Genomic DNA, 18333 nt, shown 5'->3' with positions numbered 1-18333 from the left:
TCCACGGCCTTCGTCGGCAGCGTCAGGTGGGTAGAAGAGACAGGCCCGGCCCCGTCGTGGTCGTCGCGGGCGACGGCGCCGGCCCGGAGGCCCGCCGGCTGGCGGAGGCCGCGGGCTGGCCGCTGCTCGCCGAGCCCTCCTCGGGCGCCCGGGGCGGCCCGGACGCGCCCGCGACCTACCGGGTGCTCCTGGGCGACCCCGCCCTCGGCGGCCGGGTCCGCTCCGTGGTGCTGCTGGGCCGCCCGACGCTCACCCGGCCCGTGTCGGCGCTGCTCGCCCGGGACGACGTCGACCTGACCGTGGTCGCCCCCGCGGGCTCGGGCTGGCCGGACGCCGGCCGAGCCGCCGACCGGGTGCTCACCGGCGTGCCCGACGCCTGGTTCGACGGGCCGGCCGACGACCCCGCGTGGCTCGCCGCGTGGCAGCGCGCCGACGCCGCCGCCGGTGCCGCGGTGGACGCCGCGCTGGACGACGACCCCGCCGCCCCGCTCACCCGGGCGACCCCGCCGCTCACCGGACCGCGTGCCGTGCGGGCCGTCGCGGCGGCGTCGCTGCCCGGCGACGTGCTGGTGGTCGGCTCCTCGAACCCCGTGCGGGACCTGGACCTCGTCGCGCGCTGGGCGGAGCCGCCGCTCGTGCTCGCCAACCGGGGGCTCGCCGGCATCGACGGGATGCTGTCCACCGCCGCCGGGGTCGCGCTCGGCCTGCCGCGGCGCCGCGTGCGCGCGCTGGTCGGCGACCTGACGTTCCTGCACGACGTCGGCGGCCTGCTGCGGCTGACCACCGAGCCGGAGCCCGACCTCCAGGTCGTGGTGCTCAACGACGCGGGCGGGTCGATCTTCGCGACGCTGGAGCACGGGGCGCCCGAGCGCGCCCGGACGTTCGAGCGGGTGTTCGGCACGCCGCACGCCGTCGACGTCGCCGCCCTGTGCGCGGGCTACGGCGTCCGGCACGTCCGGGTCTCGGACGAGGCCGCGCTCGCCGCCGCGCTCGCGGCGCCGGGCCGGGGGACCTCCGTGGTCGAGGTGCGGGTCGACCGCGCCGACCGGCGGGCGCTGGGGGAGCGGCTGGCGGCGGCGGCCCGGGACGCCGCGCGCGGCGCGCTGGACGGCGGGCACGGCGCGCTGGACGGCGGCGCCGCCGGCTGACGGGGTGCGACCCGCCGCGGGCCACGTCATCGTGGATTCGCAGCGGACTCCCAGGTTCTGCCGAGCATCGCTCCAGTTCCGAGGAGTCTGATGGTCGGCAAGAAGGAGGTACACCCCATGAGCAGCAGCACCCCCGAGGGTCCGCGCGACGCCCAGGGCGCGCCGGAGCCGCAGCGCACCGAGGACGGCACCGCTGCGACCGAGGCCGTCCCCGCGACGCCGACGACCGACGCGACGCCGTCCGCCGACGAGACGCAGCGCATCGCCCCGGCGCCCACCCAGCAGCTCCCGCAGACCCCGGCGCAGCCCGCGGGCCCGGCCGCCCCGGCCGCCCCCGCCGCGCAGCAGCCGTACCAGCACGCCGCGCCGCAGCAGCCGCAGCACCCCGGTGCCCCCGCGCCGCAGCAGCCGCGCTACGGCCAGTACGCGCCGCAGCAGCACCCCGGGCACCAGCAGCCCGCGGCGCACCAGCAGCCCGCCGGTCCGCAGCAGCAGCACCCGCACGCCCCGCAGCAGGGGCACGACCCGCTGGCGGCGTTCCGCGCCCCCGCCGGCCCCGGTGCCCCGCAGGGCCCGGGTGGCCCCCAGGGCCCCACCGGCGGCCCGGAGTACCCCGCCGCCTTCGGCGCCCCGGGCGAGCCCGGCGGAGCCCCCGCCCGCACCCGGACCGCGCGCGACCGCATCTGGCTCCCCGTGGCCGGCGTCGGCGTCGCGGCGGCCGTGCTCGCGAGCCTCGGCACGGCGGCGCTGACCGGCGCCTTCGAGAACGACGGGTCCTCCCGCGCGGCGAGCATCGCGTCGATCGGCCAGAGCAGCAACGACAGCGTGCCGGTCGCCGGCTCGACCACGGACAACCCCGACTGGCAGGCCGTCGCCTCCGCCGTGAAGGACTCCGTGGTCGCGATCACGGTCACCACCAGCCAGGGCGAGGCCCAGGGCTCCGGCGTGATCGTCGACACCGAGGGCCACGTCGTCACCAACAACCACGTGGTCTCCGGGGCGCAGGACGGCAAGGTCCAGGTCACGCTGACCGACGGCCGGATCTTCACGGCCGACGTCGTCGGCACCGACCCGACCACGGACCTCGCGGTCGTGAAGCTGCAGGACGCGCCGGACGACCTCAAGCCCGCCGCGCTCGGCGACTCCGCCGAGGTGACGGTCGGCGACCCGGTCATGGCCGTCGGCAACCCGCTGGGCCTGGCGAACACCGTGACCACCGGCATTGTCTCGGCGGTCGACCGCCCCGTGTCGACCACGGAGGACGGCAGCAACGAGGCCGTGGTGACCAACGCGATCCAGATCGACGCGGCCGTGAACCCCGGCAACTCGGGCGGGCCGCTGTTCGACGCGCAGGGCCAGGTCATCGGCATCACCTCGTCGATCGCCACCACGTCGAGCCAGTCCGGCTCGATCGGCCTCGGCTTCGCGATCCCGGTGGACCTCGCGGACATGATCGCGGGCCAGCTGATCAAGGACGGCACCGCGGAGCACGCCTTCCTCGGCGTCGGCCTGACCGACAACACCGCGACCGCCGACGGCGTGACCCGCGCCGGCGCGGAGGTGCAGAGCGTGACCTCCGGCTCGCCCGCCGCGGACGCCGGCGTGCAGCAGGGCGACGTCATCGTCGCGATCGACGGCAAGGCCGTCGGCGGCGCGGAGTCGCTGACCGGCTACGTCCGGGCCTACGCCTCCGGCGACAAGGTCACCCTGACCCTGGTGCGCGACGGCAAGTCCCTCGACGTGGACGTCACGCTGGCGGTCCGCCAGGAGACGACGTCGAGCGACTCGGGCTCGGGCGGCTCGGGCAGCACCGACCCGCGGAACATGACCCCGGACGAGCTCTGGCAGTGGTTCCAGCAGCAGCAGGGCGGCGGTCAGAACTGACACCGGCCCCACGACGGCCCTCGGGCGGGATATCCCCTGCCCCGCCCGACGGGCACGGGGGCGGCGAGCCCGCACCTCGCCACCCCCACCGACGGCCCCCGCGGCGCGCACCCCTGGCGCCCGCGGGGGTCGTCCCGCGTCCGGGGTCGGCCGCGCGCACCCGTCCCCGCGCCCACCCGTCGCCGAGATAGGACCGCCCACGCGAGGTAGGACCATCCAGGGTCCTCTCTCGGCGCGGAGGTCCTATCTCGGCGAGGGGGGCGCTCCGGGTCAGTCCGAGGCGAGGGCCGTGTGCATCGGGACCAGCTTGGCGCGGGACTCCGCCAGCTCGGCCGCGGGGTCGGACGCCGCGACGATGCCGCAGCCCGCGAACAGCCGGAGCCGGCGAGGGTCGTCCGGGTCGAGCTCGGCGGACCGCAGGCCGATGCCCCACTCGCCGTCGCCGTCCGCGCCGACCCAGCCGACGGGCCCGGCGTACCGGGCGCGGTCCATGCCCTCGATCGCCCGGATCAGGTCGCGGGCGGCCGCGGTCGGCGTGCCGCAGACCGCGGCGGTGGGGTGCAGCGCGGCCGCGAGGGCGAGCGACGTGGGGTGCGGGCCGCCGTCGGCGTCCGCCCCGGTCCCGCGGAGCACCGCGGTGACGTCGGACGCCAGGTGCAGCACGTTCGGCAGGTGCAGCACGAACGGGACGTCGGGCACGTTGGTCGACGAGCAGAACGGCGCGAGCGCCTGCGCGACCGAGGACACCGCGTACTCGTGCTCCTCGAGGTCCTTGGACGAGTGCGCGAGGATCGCGGCGCGCGCCAGGTCGGCGTCGTCGTCGCCGGTCCGGCGGATCGTGCCGGCGAGCACGCGCGACGTCACCAGGCCCTGGTCCGAGCGGACCAGCAGCTCCGGGGTCGCCCCGATCAGGCCGTCGACGGAGAAGGTCCAGCAGGTCGGGTACCGGTCGGCGAGCCGGCCGAGGGCGTGCCGGACGTCGAGCGGCTCGGCGGTCGTGGCGACCTCGTCGCGCGCGAGCACCACCTTGTCGACGTCGCCGGCCCGGATCGCGGCGACGCCGCGGGCGACCACGGCCGGCCAGTCCTCGGCCTCGACGGCGCCGGACGCGTAGGTCACGGCGCCGGGGGCACGGACCGGGGTCAGGCCGGCGACGTGCCGGGCGACGAGCGCCCAGTCCGGCGCGGGACCGAGCGTGCCGGCGGTCTCGACGACGGTCAGCCAGGACTGCCCGTCCCGGCGGCCGACGACCACCCGCGGCACCACGAGCGCGCCGCCCGCGGCGGACAGGTCGTCGAACGCGAACGAGCCGAACGCGACCGGCCCGGTGCCGGGCAGGCCGACCTCGTCCCGGACGACGGCGTGCCGGACCAGGTCCTGCCACCAGCGCTCGGCGTCGGCGAACCGCTCGGGGCCGGCGACGTCGACCCGCGCGGCCTCGCCCCAGCCGACGAGCCCGTCGCCGCGGCGCACCCAGGTGAGCGGGGCGTCCTCGGGGAGCAGGGAGAGCAGGTCGTCCGGGGCGTCGATCCGGACGGTGCGCACCACGAGCGGCTCGGGGTGCGAGGACGCCGCGGCCTGGCGGTCGTCGAGGGGGCTGGTCATCGCCGACCAGGGTACGACCGCGCGCGAGGCGCCCGCGCGACCTGACACGATGGCCCCATGCCCCGCGCCTCGCTCGACAAGGACCCGCACGACGTCGCCACGATGTTCGACGGCGTCGCCCGCCGCTACGACCTGACCAACGACGTGCTGTCGCTCGGCCAGGACCGGATGTGGCGCAAGGCCACCCTGAAGGCGCTCGACGCGCTGCCGGGGGAGACCGTCCTCGACCTGGCCGCGGGCACCGGCACCTCGAGCGAGCCGCTGGCGGACGCGGGGGTGAAGGTCGTCCCGTGCGACCTGTCGACGGGGATGCTCACGGTCGGCAAGCGCCGCCGGCCCGACCTGCCGTTCACCGCGGGCGACGCGACGGCCCTCCCGTTCGCCGACGGGGTGTTCGACGCCGTGACGATCTCGTTCGGCCTGCGGAACGTGGTGGACACCGTCGGCGCGCTGGAGGAGATGCGCCGCGTGACGAGGCCGGGCGGGCGGCTCGTGGTGTGCGAGTTCTCGACCCCGACCTGGGCGCCGTTCCGGACCGTGTACTCGGGCTACCTCGTGAAGGCGCTGCCGGCGGTGGCGAAGGTCGTCGCGCGGGAGACGGCCGCGTACGACTACCTGGCCGAGTCGATCCAGGACTGGCCGGACCAGCTGGGCCTCGCGAAGCTGCTGAAGGAGGCGGGCTGGGGCTCGGTCGGGTACCGGAATCTGTCCGGCGGGATCGTCGCCCTGCACCGCGCCACGAATCCTGGGATCAATGAGCAGTGAATGATGGGACGAAAGTCCCGCATAACCCCTGGTCAGGAGCAGAGACGCTACTGAGGCAAACCTTCGCAGACAGATCGTTGGTCGGATCACTAGACTCGCCCTGTCAACACGTGTGAAGGCATTCACAAATGGGGCGAACTGTGCACAGTGGCAAGAGCGATGACGCGGACGTCATCGTCGTCGGCGCCGGACCCGGTGGGTCCAGCGCCGCCTACCACTGCGCCGCCGCGGGCCTGTCGGTGCTGCTGCTCGACAAGGCGAGCTTCCCCCGGGACAAGATCTGCGGCGACGGCCTGACGCCGCGCGCGGTGGCCGAGCTGGTCCGGATGGGCGTGCCGCTGCGCGAGCAGGACGGCTGGATCCGGAACGTCGGCCTGCGGGTCCTGGGCGGCGGCCACGTGGTCGAGCTGCCCTGGCCCGAGCTGTCCTCCTACCCGTCGTACGGCCTGGCCCGCGCGCGCACCTCGCTGGACCACCTGCTGCTCGAGCACGCCCGGGCCGCCGGCGCCAAGGTGCAGGAGCGGATCAACGTCACGGGTCCGCTCGTCGACGAGCGCACGGGCCGCGTGGTCGGCGTGCAGGCGCGCCCGGTCGACGCGGACGGGCGCCGCGCCGGCGACCCGGTCGAGTACCGCGCCCCCGTCGTGATCGCCGCCGACGGCGTGTCCGCCCGGCTCGCGACCGGCCTCGGCCTGGAGAAGCGCCAGGACCGCCCGATGGGCGTCGCGGTGCGCACCTACTTCCAGACCCCGCGGCACGACGACCCGTGGATGGAGAGCCACCTCGAGCTCTGGGACGGCAAGCCCGGCGAGTCGGACCTCATGCCCGGCTACGGCTGGATCTTCTCGCTCGGCGACGGCACCGCCAACGTCGGCCTCGGCTCGGTGTCCTCGACCGCCGCCGCGACCAAGGTCGACTACAAGGACCTGTTCGCGAAGTGGATGGCCAACGCCCCCGCGGAGTGGGAGTTCACCCCGGAGCACCAGCTCGGCCCGGTCCGCGGCGCCGCGCTGCCGATGGGGTTCAACCGCGGCCCGCTGTACGGCCGGGGGCTCATGCTCGTCGGCGACGCCGCCGGGATGATCAGCCCGTTCAACGGCGAGGGCATCGCCTACGCCCTGCAGGCCGGCCGGGTCGCCGCGGACGCGATCGTGCAGGCCGCCGCCCGGGGCACCGCCGCGGGCCGCGAGCGCGCGCTCGCCACCTACGGCGCGCGGATGAAGGACGACCTCGGCGGGTACTACACGCTCGGCCGGGTGTTCGTGAAGCTGATCGAGCGGCCCGAGATCATGCGGGCCTGCACGAGGTACGGCCTGCCCCGGCCGCTGGTCATGAAGCTCACGCACAAGCTGCTCGCGGACTGCTACGAGCCGCACGGCGGCGACTGGGCCGACCGGACCATCTCCGCCCTCGCGCGTCTGGCGCCGGCCTCGTGACGGCCGCCGCCCGCACCGGGCCGCCCTGACGCGGCGGCGCACCGGCCTCGCCCGCCGGACGCGCCCCGCCCCCGCAGCCCCACGGAAGCGCTCCACCCCCCACGCAGGAGAGCACCGATGACCAACCCGTACGTCCCCCTCCTCGTCATGATGGGGGTGGCCGCCGTCCTCGCGGTCGGCGGCCTCGCCGCCAGCGCCGTGATCGGCCCCAAGCGCTACAACCGCGCCAAGCTCGAGGCCTACGAGTGCGGCATCCAGCCGACCCCGCACGCCGTCGGCGGCGGCCGGTTCCCGGTGAAGTACTACCTGGTCGCGATGACCTTCATCATCTTCGACATCGAGGTCGTGTTCCTCTACCCGTGGGCCGTCAGCTTCGGTGAGCTGGCCGTCTTCGGGCTGGTGGCGATGGTGGGGTTCCTCGCGCTGATCACCGTGCCGTTCCTCTACGAGTGGCGGCGCGGCGGTCTCGAGTGGGACGAGGACTGAGATGGGTATCGAAGAGGCTCCCAGCGGCTTCCTGCTGACGTCGGTCGAGACGCTCGCCGGCCTGGTCCGGAAGGCCTCGCTCTGGCCGGTGACCTTCGGGCTGGCGTGCTGCGCGATCGAGATGATGGCGACGGGCGGGTCCCGGTTCGACATCTCCCGGTTCGGCATGGAGGTGTTCCGCGCCTCCCCGCGCCAGTCCGACCTCATGATCGTGGCCGGGCGGGTCAGCCAGAAGATGGCGCCCGTGGTGCGGCAGGTCTACGACCAGATGGCCGAGCCCAAGTGGGTGCTGTCGATGGGCGTGTGCGCCAGCAGCGGCGGCATGTTCAACAACTACGCGATCGTCCAGGGCGTCGACCACGTCGTGCCGGTCGACATCTACCTGCCGGGCTGCCCGCCGCGGCCGGAGATGCTGATCAACGCGATCCTCGAGCTGCACGAGCAGATCAAGGCCGAGCCCCTCGGCAAGAACCGGGCCGACATCGCCCGCGAGGTCGAGGCCGCCGCCCTGCGCGCCGAGCCCACCTCCCACATGACGGGGCTTCTGCGATGAGCGACGAGAAGCGCGACGCCGCCGAGGCCGCCAAGGCCGGGACCGCCGCGGCCGCCGACGCCGGGGCGCAGCGCACCAGCGAGGCGGCCCTGGAGGCGGGCGCGCAGCACGTGCCGGCCGACCGGGCGCTGCCGCTCGAGGTCGTCGAGACCCGGCACGGCATGTTCGGCGTGCACGGGTCCGGCGACACCTCCGGCTTCGGCGGCCTGGTGCAGACCGTGGTGCTGCCCGGCCCGAGCGAGCGGCCGTACGGCGGCTGGTTCGACGAGGTCGTGGACGTGCTGACCGAGCTGCTGGACGCCTCCGGCACCGGCGCCGCCGCGGCGCTGGAGTCCGTGGTCGTCGACCGCGGCGAGCTCACGCTGAACATCGCCCGGGAGCACGTGGTCGAGGTCGCGCGGCACCTCCGCGACGACCAGGACCTCCGGTTCGAGCTGTCGCTCGGCGTCAGCGGCGTGCACTACCCGCACGACACCGACCGCGAGCTGCACGCCGTCTACCACCTGGTGTCCGTGACGCACGGGCGCCGGCTCCGGCTCGAGGTCGCCGCACCCGAGGGCGACCCGACGATCCCCAGCACGGTCGGGGTGTACCCGGCCAACGACTGGCACGAGCGCGAGACCTGGGACTTCTTCGGCATCGTCTTCACCGGTCGCACCGACCTGGCGCGGATCGAGATGCCGGACGACTGGCCCGGGCACCCGCAGCGCAAGGACTACCCGCTCGGCGGCATCCCGGTGGAGTACAAGGGCGCCACCATCCCGCCGGCCGACCAGCGGAGGACCTACTCGTGAGCTCCCAGACCCACGCACCGCGCGCGACCGGCCACCTCGTCGACGACGAGACCGTCGGCCTGCGCACCTTCGAGGCGACCGGCGGCGACTGGTCCGACATCGCCGAGGAGGCGGCCCGGCTCGGCGAGCAGCGCATCGTCGTCAACATGGGCCCGCAGCACCCGTCCACGCACGGCGTGCTCCGCCTCATGCTCGAGATCGACGGCGAGACGGTGACCGAGGCCCGCGCGGGCATCGGCTACCTGCACACCGGCATCGAGAAGAACATGGAGTACCGCACCTGGACCCAGGGCGTGACGTTCTGCACCCGCATGGACTACGTCGCCCCGCTGTTCCAGGAGGCCGCGTACTGCCTCGCGGTGGAGAAGCTGCTCGGCATCACCGACGACATCCCGGTCCGCGCCAGCGAGATCCGGGTCCTGATGATGGAGCTCAACCGGATCTCCTCGCACCTGGTGTGCCTGGCGACCGGCGGCAACGAGCTCGGCGCCACCACGATCATGACCATCGGGTTCACCGCCCGCGAGGAGATCCTGCGGATCTTCGAGATGGTCACCGGCCTGCGGATGAACCACGCGTACATCCGCCCCGGCGGCGTCGCGCAGGACATCCCCCCGGGCGGGCTCGACTCCGTGCGCGAGGCGCTGGTCGGCGTGCGCCGCTACCTCACGCAGCTCGAGGACCTCATGCTCGGCCAGCCGATCCTCAAGGGCCGGCTGCAGAACGTCGGGGTGCTCAACCTCGCCGGCTGCATGGCGCTCGGCATCACCGGCCCGATGCTCCGGTCGACCGGCCTGCCGTACGACGTCCGCAAGGCCGCGCCGTACTGCGGCTACGAGACCTACGACTTCGACGTCCCGGTCTCCGAGGGCTCGGACTGCTGGGACCGGATGGTCCTGCGGATCGAGGAGTGCTACCAGTCGATGCGGATCGTCGAGCAGGTGATCGAGCGGCTGCAGGCCTCGGCCGGCACGCCCGTGATGGTCGAGGACAAGAAGATCGCGTGGCCCGCCCAGCTCGCCATCGGCAGCGACGGCATGGGCAACTCGCTCGACCACATCCGGGAGATCATGGGCACCTCGATGGAGGCCCTGATCCACCACTTCAAGCTGGTGACGGAGGGCTTCCGGGTCCCCGCCGGCCAGGCGTGGCAGACCGTCGAGCACCCCCGCGGCGAGCTCGGCGTGCACCTCGTCTCCGACGGGGGCACCAAGCCGTACCGGGCGCACTTCCGCGACCCGTCGTTCAACAACCTGCAGGCCGTCTCGGTGCTCTGCGAGGGCGGGCAGGTGGCGGACGTCGTCTGCTCCGTCGCCTCCATCGACCCGGTGCTCGGAGGGGTGGACCGCTGATGACCGCCATCGACCACCCGCGGATCCCCGGGACGGGGCGCCCGCGCGCGACGTACGACGAGGCGACCCGGGAGCGGCTCGCGGCCGACGCGGCGCAGGTCGTCGCCCGGTACCCGGACCCGCGCTCGGCCCTGCTGCCGCTGCTGCACCTGGTGCAGTCCGAGGACGGCTACGTCAGCCCGGCGGGCATCGCGTTCTGCGCGGCGACCCTGGACCTGTCGACGGCCCAGGTGTCCGCGGTCGCGACCTTCTACACCCAGTACAAGCGCCGCCCGAACGGCGAGTACACGGTGGGCGTCTGCACCAACACGCTCTGCGCCATCATGGGCGGCGACGCGATCTGGGAGGACCTCACCGACCGGCTCGGCATCGGCCACGACGAGACGACGGGCGACGGCAAGATCACGCTCGAGCGGATCGAGTGCAACGCGGCCTGCGACTACGCGCCGGTGATGATGATCAACTGGGAGTTCTTCGACAACCAGACGCCGGACTCGGCCGCCGAGGTGGTCGGGAGGCTCATCGCGGGCGAGCCGGTGGCGCCGACCCGCGGGGCGTCCCGGGTGCAGACGTTCAAGCAGGTGTCCCGCGTGCTGGCCGGGTTCGACGACGGCCTCGCGGACGAGGGCGTCGCGGCCGGCGAGCCGACGCTGCGCGGGCTGCGGCTCGCGCGGGAGAACGGCTGGACCGCCCCGTCGGTCGACGCCGGCGAGCGCGACGCCGCCCAGGAGCAGCAGGCCGAGCCGGCCGCCCCCGCCGCCGGCACCGCCGCACCCGCGGCCTCCGCGCCGCAGCCCGGCGCCGAGCAGTCCTCCGTCGACCGCCCCGCGGCCGGCGCCCCCGAGCGGTCCGCCGACCAGGAGAAGGCCGAGCACCGCGCGGACGACACCAGCGCACCCGCCGACAGCGAGAAGGAGTCGTGATGGCCGACGCGACGACCCTGACCCCGGTCCTGAGCGACCGGTGGGACGCCGACCGCCCGTGGGACCTCGGCACGTACGAGTCCCGCGGCGGCTACCGCGGGCTGCGCAAGGCCCTGACGATGGACGCCGGCGACGTCGTGACCACCGTCAAGGACTCCGGCCTGCGCGGCCGCGGCGGCGCCGGCTTCCCGACCGGCATGAAGTGGGGCTTCCTGCCCGCGCCGGACGGCGGCCCCCGCTACCTGGTGGTGAACGCCGACGAGTCCGAGCCGGGCACCTGCAAGGACATCCCGCTGATGCTGGCGGACCCGCAGCTGCTGGTGGAGGGCGTGGCGATCACGTCCTACGCGATCGGCTGCCACCACGCGTTCATCTACCTGCGCGGCGAGGTCGTGCACGTCTACCGCCGGCTGCTGCACGCGGTCGAGCAGGCGTACGCCAAGGGCTACCTGGGCAAGAACATCCTGGGCAGCGGCTACGACCTCGACGTCACCGTGCACGCCGGGGCCGGCGCGTACATCTGCGGCGAGGAGACCGCGCTGCTCGACTCGCTCGAGGGCCGCCGTGGCCAGCCGCGCCTCAAGCCGCCGTTCCCCGCGGTCGCGGGCCTGTACGCGCGCCCGACCGTCGTGAACAACGTCGAGTCCATCGCCTCGGTCCCCGGCATCGTGGTCGGCGGCTCGGACTGGTTCCGCACGATGGGGACCGACCGGTCGCCCGGCCACGGCCTGTTCTCGCTGTCCGGGCACGTCACGCACCCCGGCCAGTACGAGGCGCCGCTCGGCATCACGATGCGCGAGCTGCTGGAGATGGCCGGCGGGGTCCGCGAGGGCCACGAGCTGAAGTTCTGGACCCCGGGCGGGTCCTCGACGCCGATCTTCACCGCGGAGCACCTCGACGTCCCGCTCACCTACGAGGAGGTCGGCGCCGCCGGCTCGATGCTCGGCACCCGCGCGCTGCAGGTGTTCGACGACTCGGTGTCGGTGGTCAAGGCCGTGTCCCGGTGGACGCAGTTCTACAAGCACGAGTCGTGCGGCAAGTGCACCCCGTGCCGCGAGGGCACGTTCTGGCTCGCGCAGGTGCTCGCGCGCCTGGAGGCCGGCCAGGGCACGTCGGGCGACATCGACCTGCTGCTCGACCTGTGCGACAACATCCTCGGCAAGGCGTTCTGCGCCCTCGGCGACGGCGCGACCAGCCCGATCACCTCGGCGATCCAGTACTTCCGGGAGGAGTTCGAGGCGGGCACGCACACGCCCGCCGACGTGCTGTTCCCGCCGGAGCGCGCCTCGCTCTTCCCTTACACGCCGCGCCGCAGCGGCCAGCTCGCGGGAGCCCACTGATGACCGTCACCGCATCGAAGCCCGCCGGGTCGGGCGCGACGCCGCCGCCCGAGCCGAAGCCCGACGGGGTCACGTTCACGATCGACGGCATCGAGACCACCGTGCCGAAGGGCACCCTGGTCATCCGCGCCGCCGAGCAGCTCGGCATCCAGATCCCGCGGTTCTGCGACCACCCGCTGCTGGCCCCGGCCGGCGCGTGCCGCCAGTGCCTCGTCGAGGTCTGGGCCCCCGGCCGCGACGGCAAGGTCGCGAAGATGCCGAAGCCGCAGGCCTCCTGCACGCTCACCGCGACGCCCGGCATGGACGTCCGCACCCAGCGCACCTCCGCCGAGGCGGACAAGGCGCAGCACGGCGTCATGGAGCTGCTGCTCATCAACCACCCGCTGGACTGCCCGGTCTGCGACAAGGGCGGCGAGTGCCCGCTGCAGAACCAGGCGATGTCGAACGGCCGCAGCCAGACCCGGTTCGTCGACATCAAGCGGACGTTCCCCAAGCCGATCGCCGTGTCGACCGAGATCCTGCTCGACCGCGAGCGGTGCATCCTCTGCCAGCGGTGCACCCGGTTCTCCCGGGAGATCGCCGGCGACCCGTTCATCGACCTGCAGAAGCGCGGCGCGATGCAGCAGATCGGCCGGTTCGACGCCGACGTGCTGGGCTTCGCCGGCGCGGGGGTCGACGGCGAGGACGGGGCGGCCGACGGCACGCTGGCGTTCGACGACCGCGTCTTCCTCGGTGCGGACATCCCCGTCGGCCCCGCTGCGCCCACACTGGACGACGACCGATCTGGTTCGCCGTTCGCGTCCTACTTCTCCGGCAACACCGTCCAGATCTGCCCGGTCGGCGCGCTGACCGGCGCGGCCTACCGGTTCCGCGCCCGCCCGTTCGACCTGGTGTCGACCCCCGGCGTGGCCGAGCACGACTCGTCCGGCGCGGCGATCCGCGTCGACCACCGCCGCGGCGTCGTGCTGCGCCGGCTCGCGGGGGAGGACCCCGAGGTCAACGAGGAGTGGATCACCGACAAGGACCGGTTCGCGTTCACCTGGCAGTCCGAGGCCGACCGGATCACCACGCCCCTGGTGCGGGACCGCGCGGAGGACGGCGGCCGCGGCGAGCTGCACCCGGCGTCCTGGGCCGAGGCCCTGGAGGTCGCGGCGCACGGGCTGGAGCAGGCGCGCGCCGCGGGCGGCGTCGGGGTGCTCCCCGGCGGCCGGCTGACCGTCGAGGACGCCTACGCGTACGGCAAGTTCGCCCGCGTGGTGCTCGGCACCAACGACGTCGACCTGCGCGCCCGGCCGCACTCGGACGAGGAGCTCGCGTTCCTCGGCCACGCGGTGGCCGGCACCGGCCTGGGCGTCACGTTCCGCGACCTGGAGGCCGCGCCGACCGTCCTGCTCGCCGGCCTGGAAGCCGAGGAGGAGGCCGGGATCGTGTTCCTGCGGCTGCGCAAGGGCGTGGTCGCGGGCCGGACCCGCGTGCACGCCGTGGCGCCGCTGGCCAGCCGCGGCCTGGAGCGCCTGGACGGCACGCTGCTGCGCGCCGCCCCGGGCACCGAGCCCGAGGTGCTGGACGCCGTCGGCACCGGCGACCTCGCCGACCTCGGGGCCGCGCTCGGCGCCGAGGGCGCGCTGATCCTGGTGGGCGAGCGCCTGGCCGCGGTGCCCGGCGCCCTGTCCGCGGTGCTCCGGCTGGCCGGCCGCACCGGCGCCCGCGTCGCCTGGATCCCGCGCCGTGCGGGGGAGCGTGGTGGCGTCGAGGCCGGCGCGCTGCCGACCCTGCTGCCCGGCGGCCGCCCGGTCGCCGACGCCGCGGCCCGCGTCGACGTCGCCGCCGCGTGGGACGTCGAGCACCTGCCGACCGAGCCCGGCCGCGACACCGCCGCGATCCTCGCGGCCGCTGCCGACGGGACGCTCGGCGGCCTGCTGGTCGGCGGCGTGGACGTGCGCGACCTGCCCGACCCGGCCGCCGCCCGCGCGGCGCTGGCTGCGGCCGGCTTCGTCGTCTCGCTCGAGGTCCGCGCCTCCGAGGTCACCGCGCTCGCCGACGTGGTGCTGCCGGTCGCCCCGCCCGTCGAGCGCCCCGGCACGTACGTGTCCTGGGAGGGCCGCGTGCGGCCGTTCCCGCAGGCGCTCACCTCGACCGCGATGCCGGACCACCGCGTCCTCGACGCGCTGGCCGACGAGCTCGGCGTGACCCTGGGCCTGCGCACCGTCGCCGAGGTGCACGCCGATGCCGACCCGCTGACCGGCGAGTGGGACGGCGCCCGCGTCGCCGCCCCGGACGTCGCCGCCGCCGAGCCGCCGGCCGTCGCCGCGGGCCACGCGGTCCTGGCGTCCTGGCACCAGCTGCTCGACGCCGGCCGGCTCCAGGACGGCGAGCCGTTCCTGGCCGGCACCGCCAAGCGCCCGGTCGCCCGGCTGTCGCCCGCGACCGCCGCGGCCGCGGGGGTGCTGGACGGCGCGCTGCTGACCGTCGCCACCGACGCCGGGTCGATCACGCTCCCGGCCGTCGTCACCGACATGGCCGACCACGTCGTGTGGCTGCCCACCGCCTCGGCGGGCAGCCAGGTCCGGGACGCGCTGCGCGCGGTGCCGGGCGACCTGGTCCGGGTCGGGCCGGCCGAGCCCGCGGGTCCCGTCGAGGGCACCGCCACCGACGAGGAGGTGACCGCGTGACCGCGACCCTCGCGGCCGTGCTGCCCACCGTGCTCCCCGCCGCCGCGGCGGACGGGGGCGCGGCCGACTTCAGCCAGGACGTGTTCTGGGTCTGGCTGCTCAAGGCCGTCGGCATCCTGGTGTTCCTGCTGCTCAGCGTGCTCATCGCCATCTGGTTCGAGCGCCGCGTCGTCGGCCGGATGCAGCTGCGCCCCGGCCCGAACGTGCACGGCCCCTTCGGCCTGTTCCAGTCGCTCGCCGACGCGATGAAGCTCCTGCTCAAGGAGGACGTCACCGTCAAGGCGGCCGACAAGCTGGTCTACCTGGTGGCGCCGTTCATCGCGGTGTTCTGCTCGCTGCTGACGATGGCGGTCATCCCGTTCGGGCCCGAGGTGTCGATCTTCGGCGTGCTCACCCCGCTGCAGCTGACCGACTTCCCGGTCGCGGTGCTCTACATCCTGGCCTGCGCCTCGGTCGGCGTGTACGGCATCGTCCTCGGCGGCTGGTCGTCCAACTCGACCTACCCGCTGCTCGGCGCCGTGCGGTCCACCGCGCAGGTCATCTCCTACGAGCTCGCGATGGGCCTGTCCCTGGTCAGCGTGTTCATCCTGGCCGGGTCGATGTCGACCTCGGAGATCGTCGCCTCGCAGACCACGATCTGGTGGCTGATCCCGCTCGCCCCGGCGTTCGTCATCTACGTCATCTCGATGGTCGGCGAGACCAACCGGCTGCCGTTCGACCTCCCCGAGGCCGAGGGCGAGCTGGTCGGCGGCTACACCACCGAGTACTCCTCGATGAAGTTCGCCTGGTTCTTCCTGGCCGAGTACATCAACATGCTCAACGTCTCGGCCGTGGCGACCACGCTGTTCTTCGGCGGCTGGCGCGCCCCGTGGCCGCTGTCCTGGATCGGGGACGGCGTGCTCAACACCGGCTGGTGGCCGCTGCTGTGGTTCGTCGCCAAGGTCTGGCTGTTCATGTTCCTGTTCGTGTGGATCCGCGGCACCCTGCTGCGGTTCCGGTACGACCAGTTCATGAAGTTCGGCTGGAAGGTGCTGATCCCGTCGGCGCTGGTCTGGCTGGTCTGCGTCGCGGTCGTCCAGGGCGTCCGCCAGTTCGGCGGCGCGGACGTCATGGCGATGCTGCCGTGGCTCGGCGGCGCGATCCTCGTGGTCGTCGCGCTGTCGTTCCTCATCCCGGAGAAGAAGTCCGCTCCGGAGCCGGCGCCGTCGGACGAGCCGTTCGACGCCTTCGCCGGCGGCTTCCCCGTTCCGCCGCTGCCCGGCCAGAGCCTGCCGCCGTCGCCGCGAGCGCGGCTGCGTGCGGCCGCCGCCGACGCCGCGCCCGCGTCGCCCGCCCTCGTCGGCGGACCCGCGACCGACCAGGGCGCGGACGGCGACGCCCCCGAGTCCCCCACCCAGGAGGTGCCGCGTGGCTGACACGCCGGACAAGTCCGTCGAGCGGAAGGCGGGTGGTGGCGAGGTCGCCCGGCCCGCCACGGTCCGCCCGTACGAGTCGCTGATCCCGAAGCGGAGCCCGGTCGCCGACGCGCTCGCGCCCGCCGCCGGGTTCGGCGTGACGATCAAGAACTTCTTCAGCCGGACCGTCACCGAGCAGTACCCGTTCGAGACCGCGCCCGTGAAGCCGCGGTTCCACGGCCGGCACCAGCTCAACCGGTACCCGGACGGGCTGGAGAAGTGCATCGGCTGCGAGCTGTGCGCGTGGGCGTGCCCCGCGGACGCGATCTACGTCGAGGCGTCGGACAACACCCCCGAGAAGCAGATGTCGCCGGGGGAGCGGTTCGGCAGCGTCTACCAGATCAACTACCTGCGCTGCATCTTCTGCGGCCTGTGCATCGAGGCCTGCCCGACGCGCGCGCTGACCATGACCAACGACTTCGAGCTGGCGGGCCCGACCCGCGAGGGCCTGATCTTCGAGAAGCAGGACCTGCTCGCGCCGCTGGCCGAGGGCATGCTCGCCGCCCCGCACCCGATGGTCGAGGGCACGACCGACACCGAGTACTACCGCGGCGAGGTCACCGGCCCGACGCCGGCGCAGGTCGACTGGGTCGCCGAGCAGCGCCCGGACGACCCGACGCTGGAGGCCGCGCGCCGCCGAGCCGGTTCGGCGCCCGCGCCCGCGTCGGCCGAGGCGCCCGCGCCCGTGGGGCGGGAGCCCCGATGACGCCGTCGACCGCCGAGACGGTCCTGTTCTGGGTCCTGGCCCCGATCATGGTGCTCGCCGCCTCCGGCCTGCTGTTCGCCCGCAAGGCGGTGCACGCCGCGCTGTGCGTCATCACCGTGATGATCTCGCTGGCGTTCCTGTACGTCGCCCAGGAGGCGCCGTTCCTCGGCGTCGTCCAGGTGGTCGTCTACACGGGCGCCGTCATGATGCTGTTCCTGTTCGTGCTCATGCTGGTCGGCGTCGACGCGTCCGACTCGCTCGTCGAGACGCTGAAGGCGCAGCGCTGGGTCGGCTGGCTCGCCGCGCTCGGCCTGGGCGTGGTGCTGGTCGGGGTCGTCGGCCGGGCCACCTACCCGGACGCCGTCGGGCTGTCCGAGGCGAACGCGCCCGGCAACCCGACCGGCGTCGCGCGGATCATCTTCGGGCAGCACGTGTTCGGCCTCGAGGTCGTCGGCGCCCTGCTGGTGACCGCCGCGCTGGGCGCCCTCGTGCTCACCCACCGGCAGCGCCTCAAGCCGCTGGTCAAGCAGCCCGAGCGCGCCGCGGCCCGCGTGGCCGCCGGCGCCCGGCTCACCCCGCTGCCCGCCCCCGGCGTGTACGCGCGGCACAACGCGATGGACGTGCCCGCGCTCGACCCCGACGGGAACCCGATCGAGGACTCCGTGCCCCGCGTGCTGCGGATCCGCGGCCAGGAGGCCGGCACGGCCGAGTACCGCGCGGACACCTACCGGCGCGCGGTCACGGCGGTGCTCGCGGAGCGCGGCGCGGCCGTGACGGACGCGGAGGTCGACGCGGCCCTCGGGACCGTCGAGGACGACCCGCGGCCCGCCGCGGCACCGCCCGGGACCACCGGCCCGGCGGCCGACATCGACCTCGGCGGCGGCTCGACCCGGACGGAGACCGAGCGGTGACCCTCACGAACTACCTGGTGCTCTCCGGGATCCTGTTCTCGATCGGCGCCGCGACGGTGCTGCTGCGCCGCAACGCGATCATCGTGTTCATGGGCGTCGAGCTCATGCTCAACGCGACCAACCTCGCGCTGGTGACGTTCTCCCGGCTGCACGGCGACCTGACCGGCCAGGTCATGGCCTTCTTCGTCATGGTCGTGGCCGCCGCGGAGGTGGTCGTCGGGCTGGCGATCATCGTGTCGATCTTCCGCACCCGGAAGTCGGCCTCCGTCGACGACATCAACCTGCTGAAGAGCTGAGGGGACTG

At 74.4% G+C, this 18333-nt stretch carries 16 protein-coding genes; 15 read left to right on the top strand and 1 reads right to left on the bottom strand.

Translation table 11 applies throughout. The features are described from left to right. A partial coding sequence (locus AC3WUG_RS15220) for a thiamine pyrophosphate-dependent enzyme (protein WP_492328441.1) occupies positions 1-1148 on the top strand: 1148 nt, incomplete at its 5' end. 117 nt (positions 1149-1265) lie between these two features. Next, a complete protein-coding gene (locus AC3WUG_RS15215) occupies positions 1266-3032 on the top strand; it encodes a S1C family serine protease (protein WP_492328440.1) in 1767 nt (588 codons plus the stop codon). A 270-nt stretch (positions 3033-3302) separates the two neighbouring features. Here the strand turns inward: AC3WUG_RS15215 and AC3WUG_RS15210 are convergent, their stop codons facing one another. After that, positions 3303-4637 (bottom strand): isochorismate synthase, encoded by a 1335-nt coding sequence (locus AC3WUG_RS15210; RefSeq protein WP_492328439.1) that lies wholly within the window; start codon positions 4635-4637, stop codon positions 3303-3305. Between the two features lie 57 nt (positions 4638-4694). On the opposite strand from AC3WUG_RS15210, the gene AC3WUG_RS15205 reads away from it, so the two are divergent. The 13 genes from AC3WUG_RS15205 (at position 4695) to nuoK (ending at position 18325) form a co-directional block, all read left to right on the top strand. Next, a complete protein-coding gene (locus AC3WUG_RS15205) occupies positions 4695-5402 on the top strand; it encodes a demethylmenaquinone methyltransferase (protein WP_492328438.1) in 708 nt (235 codons plus the stop codon). 128 nt (positions 5403-5530) lie between these two features. Beyond that, positions 5531-6838, top strand: a complete 1308-nt coding sequence (locus AC3WUG_RS15200) for a geranylgeranyl reductase family protein (RefSeq protein ID WP_492328437.1) — start codon at positions 5531-5533, stop codon at positions 6836-6838. Between the two features lie 117 nt (positions 6839-6955). Then, entirely contained in the window at positions 6956-7324 is a 369-nt protein-coding gene (locus tag AC3WUG_RS15195; RefSeq protein WP_147795390.1) for an NADH-quinone oxidoreductase subunit A, read from the top strand. A gap of 1 nt (position 7325) precedes the next feature. Then, on the top strand, positions 7326-7877 hold the full coding sequence (locus AC3WUG_RS15190; RefSeq protein WP_147795391.1) for a NuoB/complex I 20 kDa subunit family protein: 552 nt from the start codon (positions 7326-7328) through the stop codon (positions 7875-7877). Beyond that, positions 7874-8671 (top strand): NADH-quinone oxidoreductase subunit C, encoded by a 798-nt coding sequence (locus tag AC3WUG_RS15185; protein WP_492328436.1) that lies wholly within the window; start codon positions 7874-7876, stop codon positions 8669-8671. The genes AC3WUG_RS15190 and AC3WUG_RS15185 overlap by 4 nt, the downstream gene beginning before the upstream one ends. Then, complete coding sequence (locus AC3WUG_RS15180) at positions 8668-10023, top strand: NADH-quinone oxidoreductase subunit D (RefSeq protein ID WP_324845651.1); 1356 nt, start codon at positions 8668-8670, stop codon at positions 10021-10023. The genes AC3WUG_RS15185 and AC3WUG_RS15180 overlap by 4 nt, the downstream gene beginning before the upstream one ends. Beyond that, a complete protein-coding gene (gene nuoE, locus AC3WUG_RS15175) occupies positions 10023-10946 on the top strand; it encodes an NADH-quinone oxidoreductase subunit NuoE (protein WP_492328435.1) in 924 nt (307 codons plus the stop codon). The genes AC3WUG_RS15180 and nuoE overlap by 1 nt, the downstream gene beginning before the upstream one ends. Further along, on the top strand, positions 10946-12286 hold the full coding sequence (nuoF, locus tag AC3WUG_RS15170; RefSeq protein ID WP_492328434.1) for an NADH-quinone oxidoreductase subunit NuoF: 1341 nt from the start codon (positions 10946-10948) through the stop codon (positions 12284-12286). The genes nuoE and nuoF overlap by 1 nt, the downstream gene beginning before the upstream one ends. Further along, positions 12286-14958, top strand: coding sequence for an NADH-quinone oxidoreductase subunit G (locus AC3WUG_RS15165; protein ID WP_492328433.1), 2673 nt, complete (start codon positions 12286-12288; stop codon positions 14956-14958). Before nuoF ends, AC3WUG_RS15165 begins: the two co-directional genes overlap by 1 nt. Beyond that, positions 14955-16373, top strand: coding sequence for an NADH-quinone oxidoreductase subunit NuoH (nuoH, locus tag AC3WUG_RS15160; RefSeq protein WP_492328432.1), 1419 nt, complete (start codon positions 14955-14957; stop codon positions 16371-16373). Before AC3WUG_RS15165 ends, nuoH begins: the two co-directional genes overlap by 4 nt. Continuing rightward, positions 16366-17118, top strand: a complete 753-nt coding sequence (gene nuoI, locus AC3WUG_RS15155; protein WP_492328431.1) for an NADH-quinone oxidoreductase subunit NuoI — start codon at positions 16366-16368, stop codon at positions 17116-17118. Before nuoH ends, nuoI begins: the two co-directional genes overlap by 8 nt. Continuing rightward, entirely contained in the window at positions 17115-18029 is a 915-nt protein-coding gene (locus AC3WUG_RS15150; RefSeq protein WP_492328430.1) for an NADH-quinone oxidoreductase subunit J, read from the top strand. The genes nuoI and AC3WUG_RS15150 overlap by 4 nt, the downstream gene beginning before the upstream one ends. Beyond that, positions 18026-18325 carry an NADH-quinone oxidoreductase subunit NuoK gene (gene nuoK, locus AC3WUG_RS15145; RefSeq protein ID WP_147795399.1) on the top strand — a complete coding sequence of 100 codons (300 nt, stop codon included), beginning with the start codon at positions 18026-18028 and terminating at the stop codon, positions 18323-18325. Before AC3WUG_RS15150 ends, nuoK begins: the two co-directional genes overlap by 4 nt. The last annotated feature ends 8 nt before the right edge of the window (positions 18326-18333 follow it).

This window comes from Cellulomonas sp. EB106-03-03-XG116, from assembly GCF_058792015.1.
The sequence above is the reverse complement of the archived record's forward strand: the minus strand, read 5'-3'. Positions and strand labels throughout refer to the sequence as shown.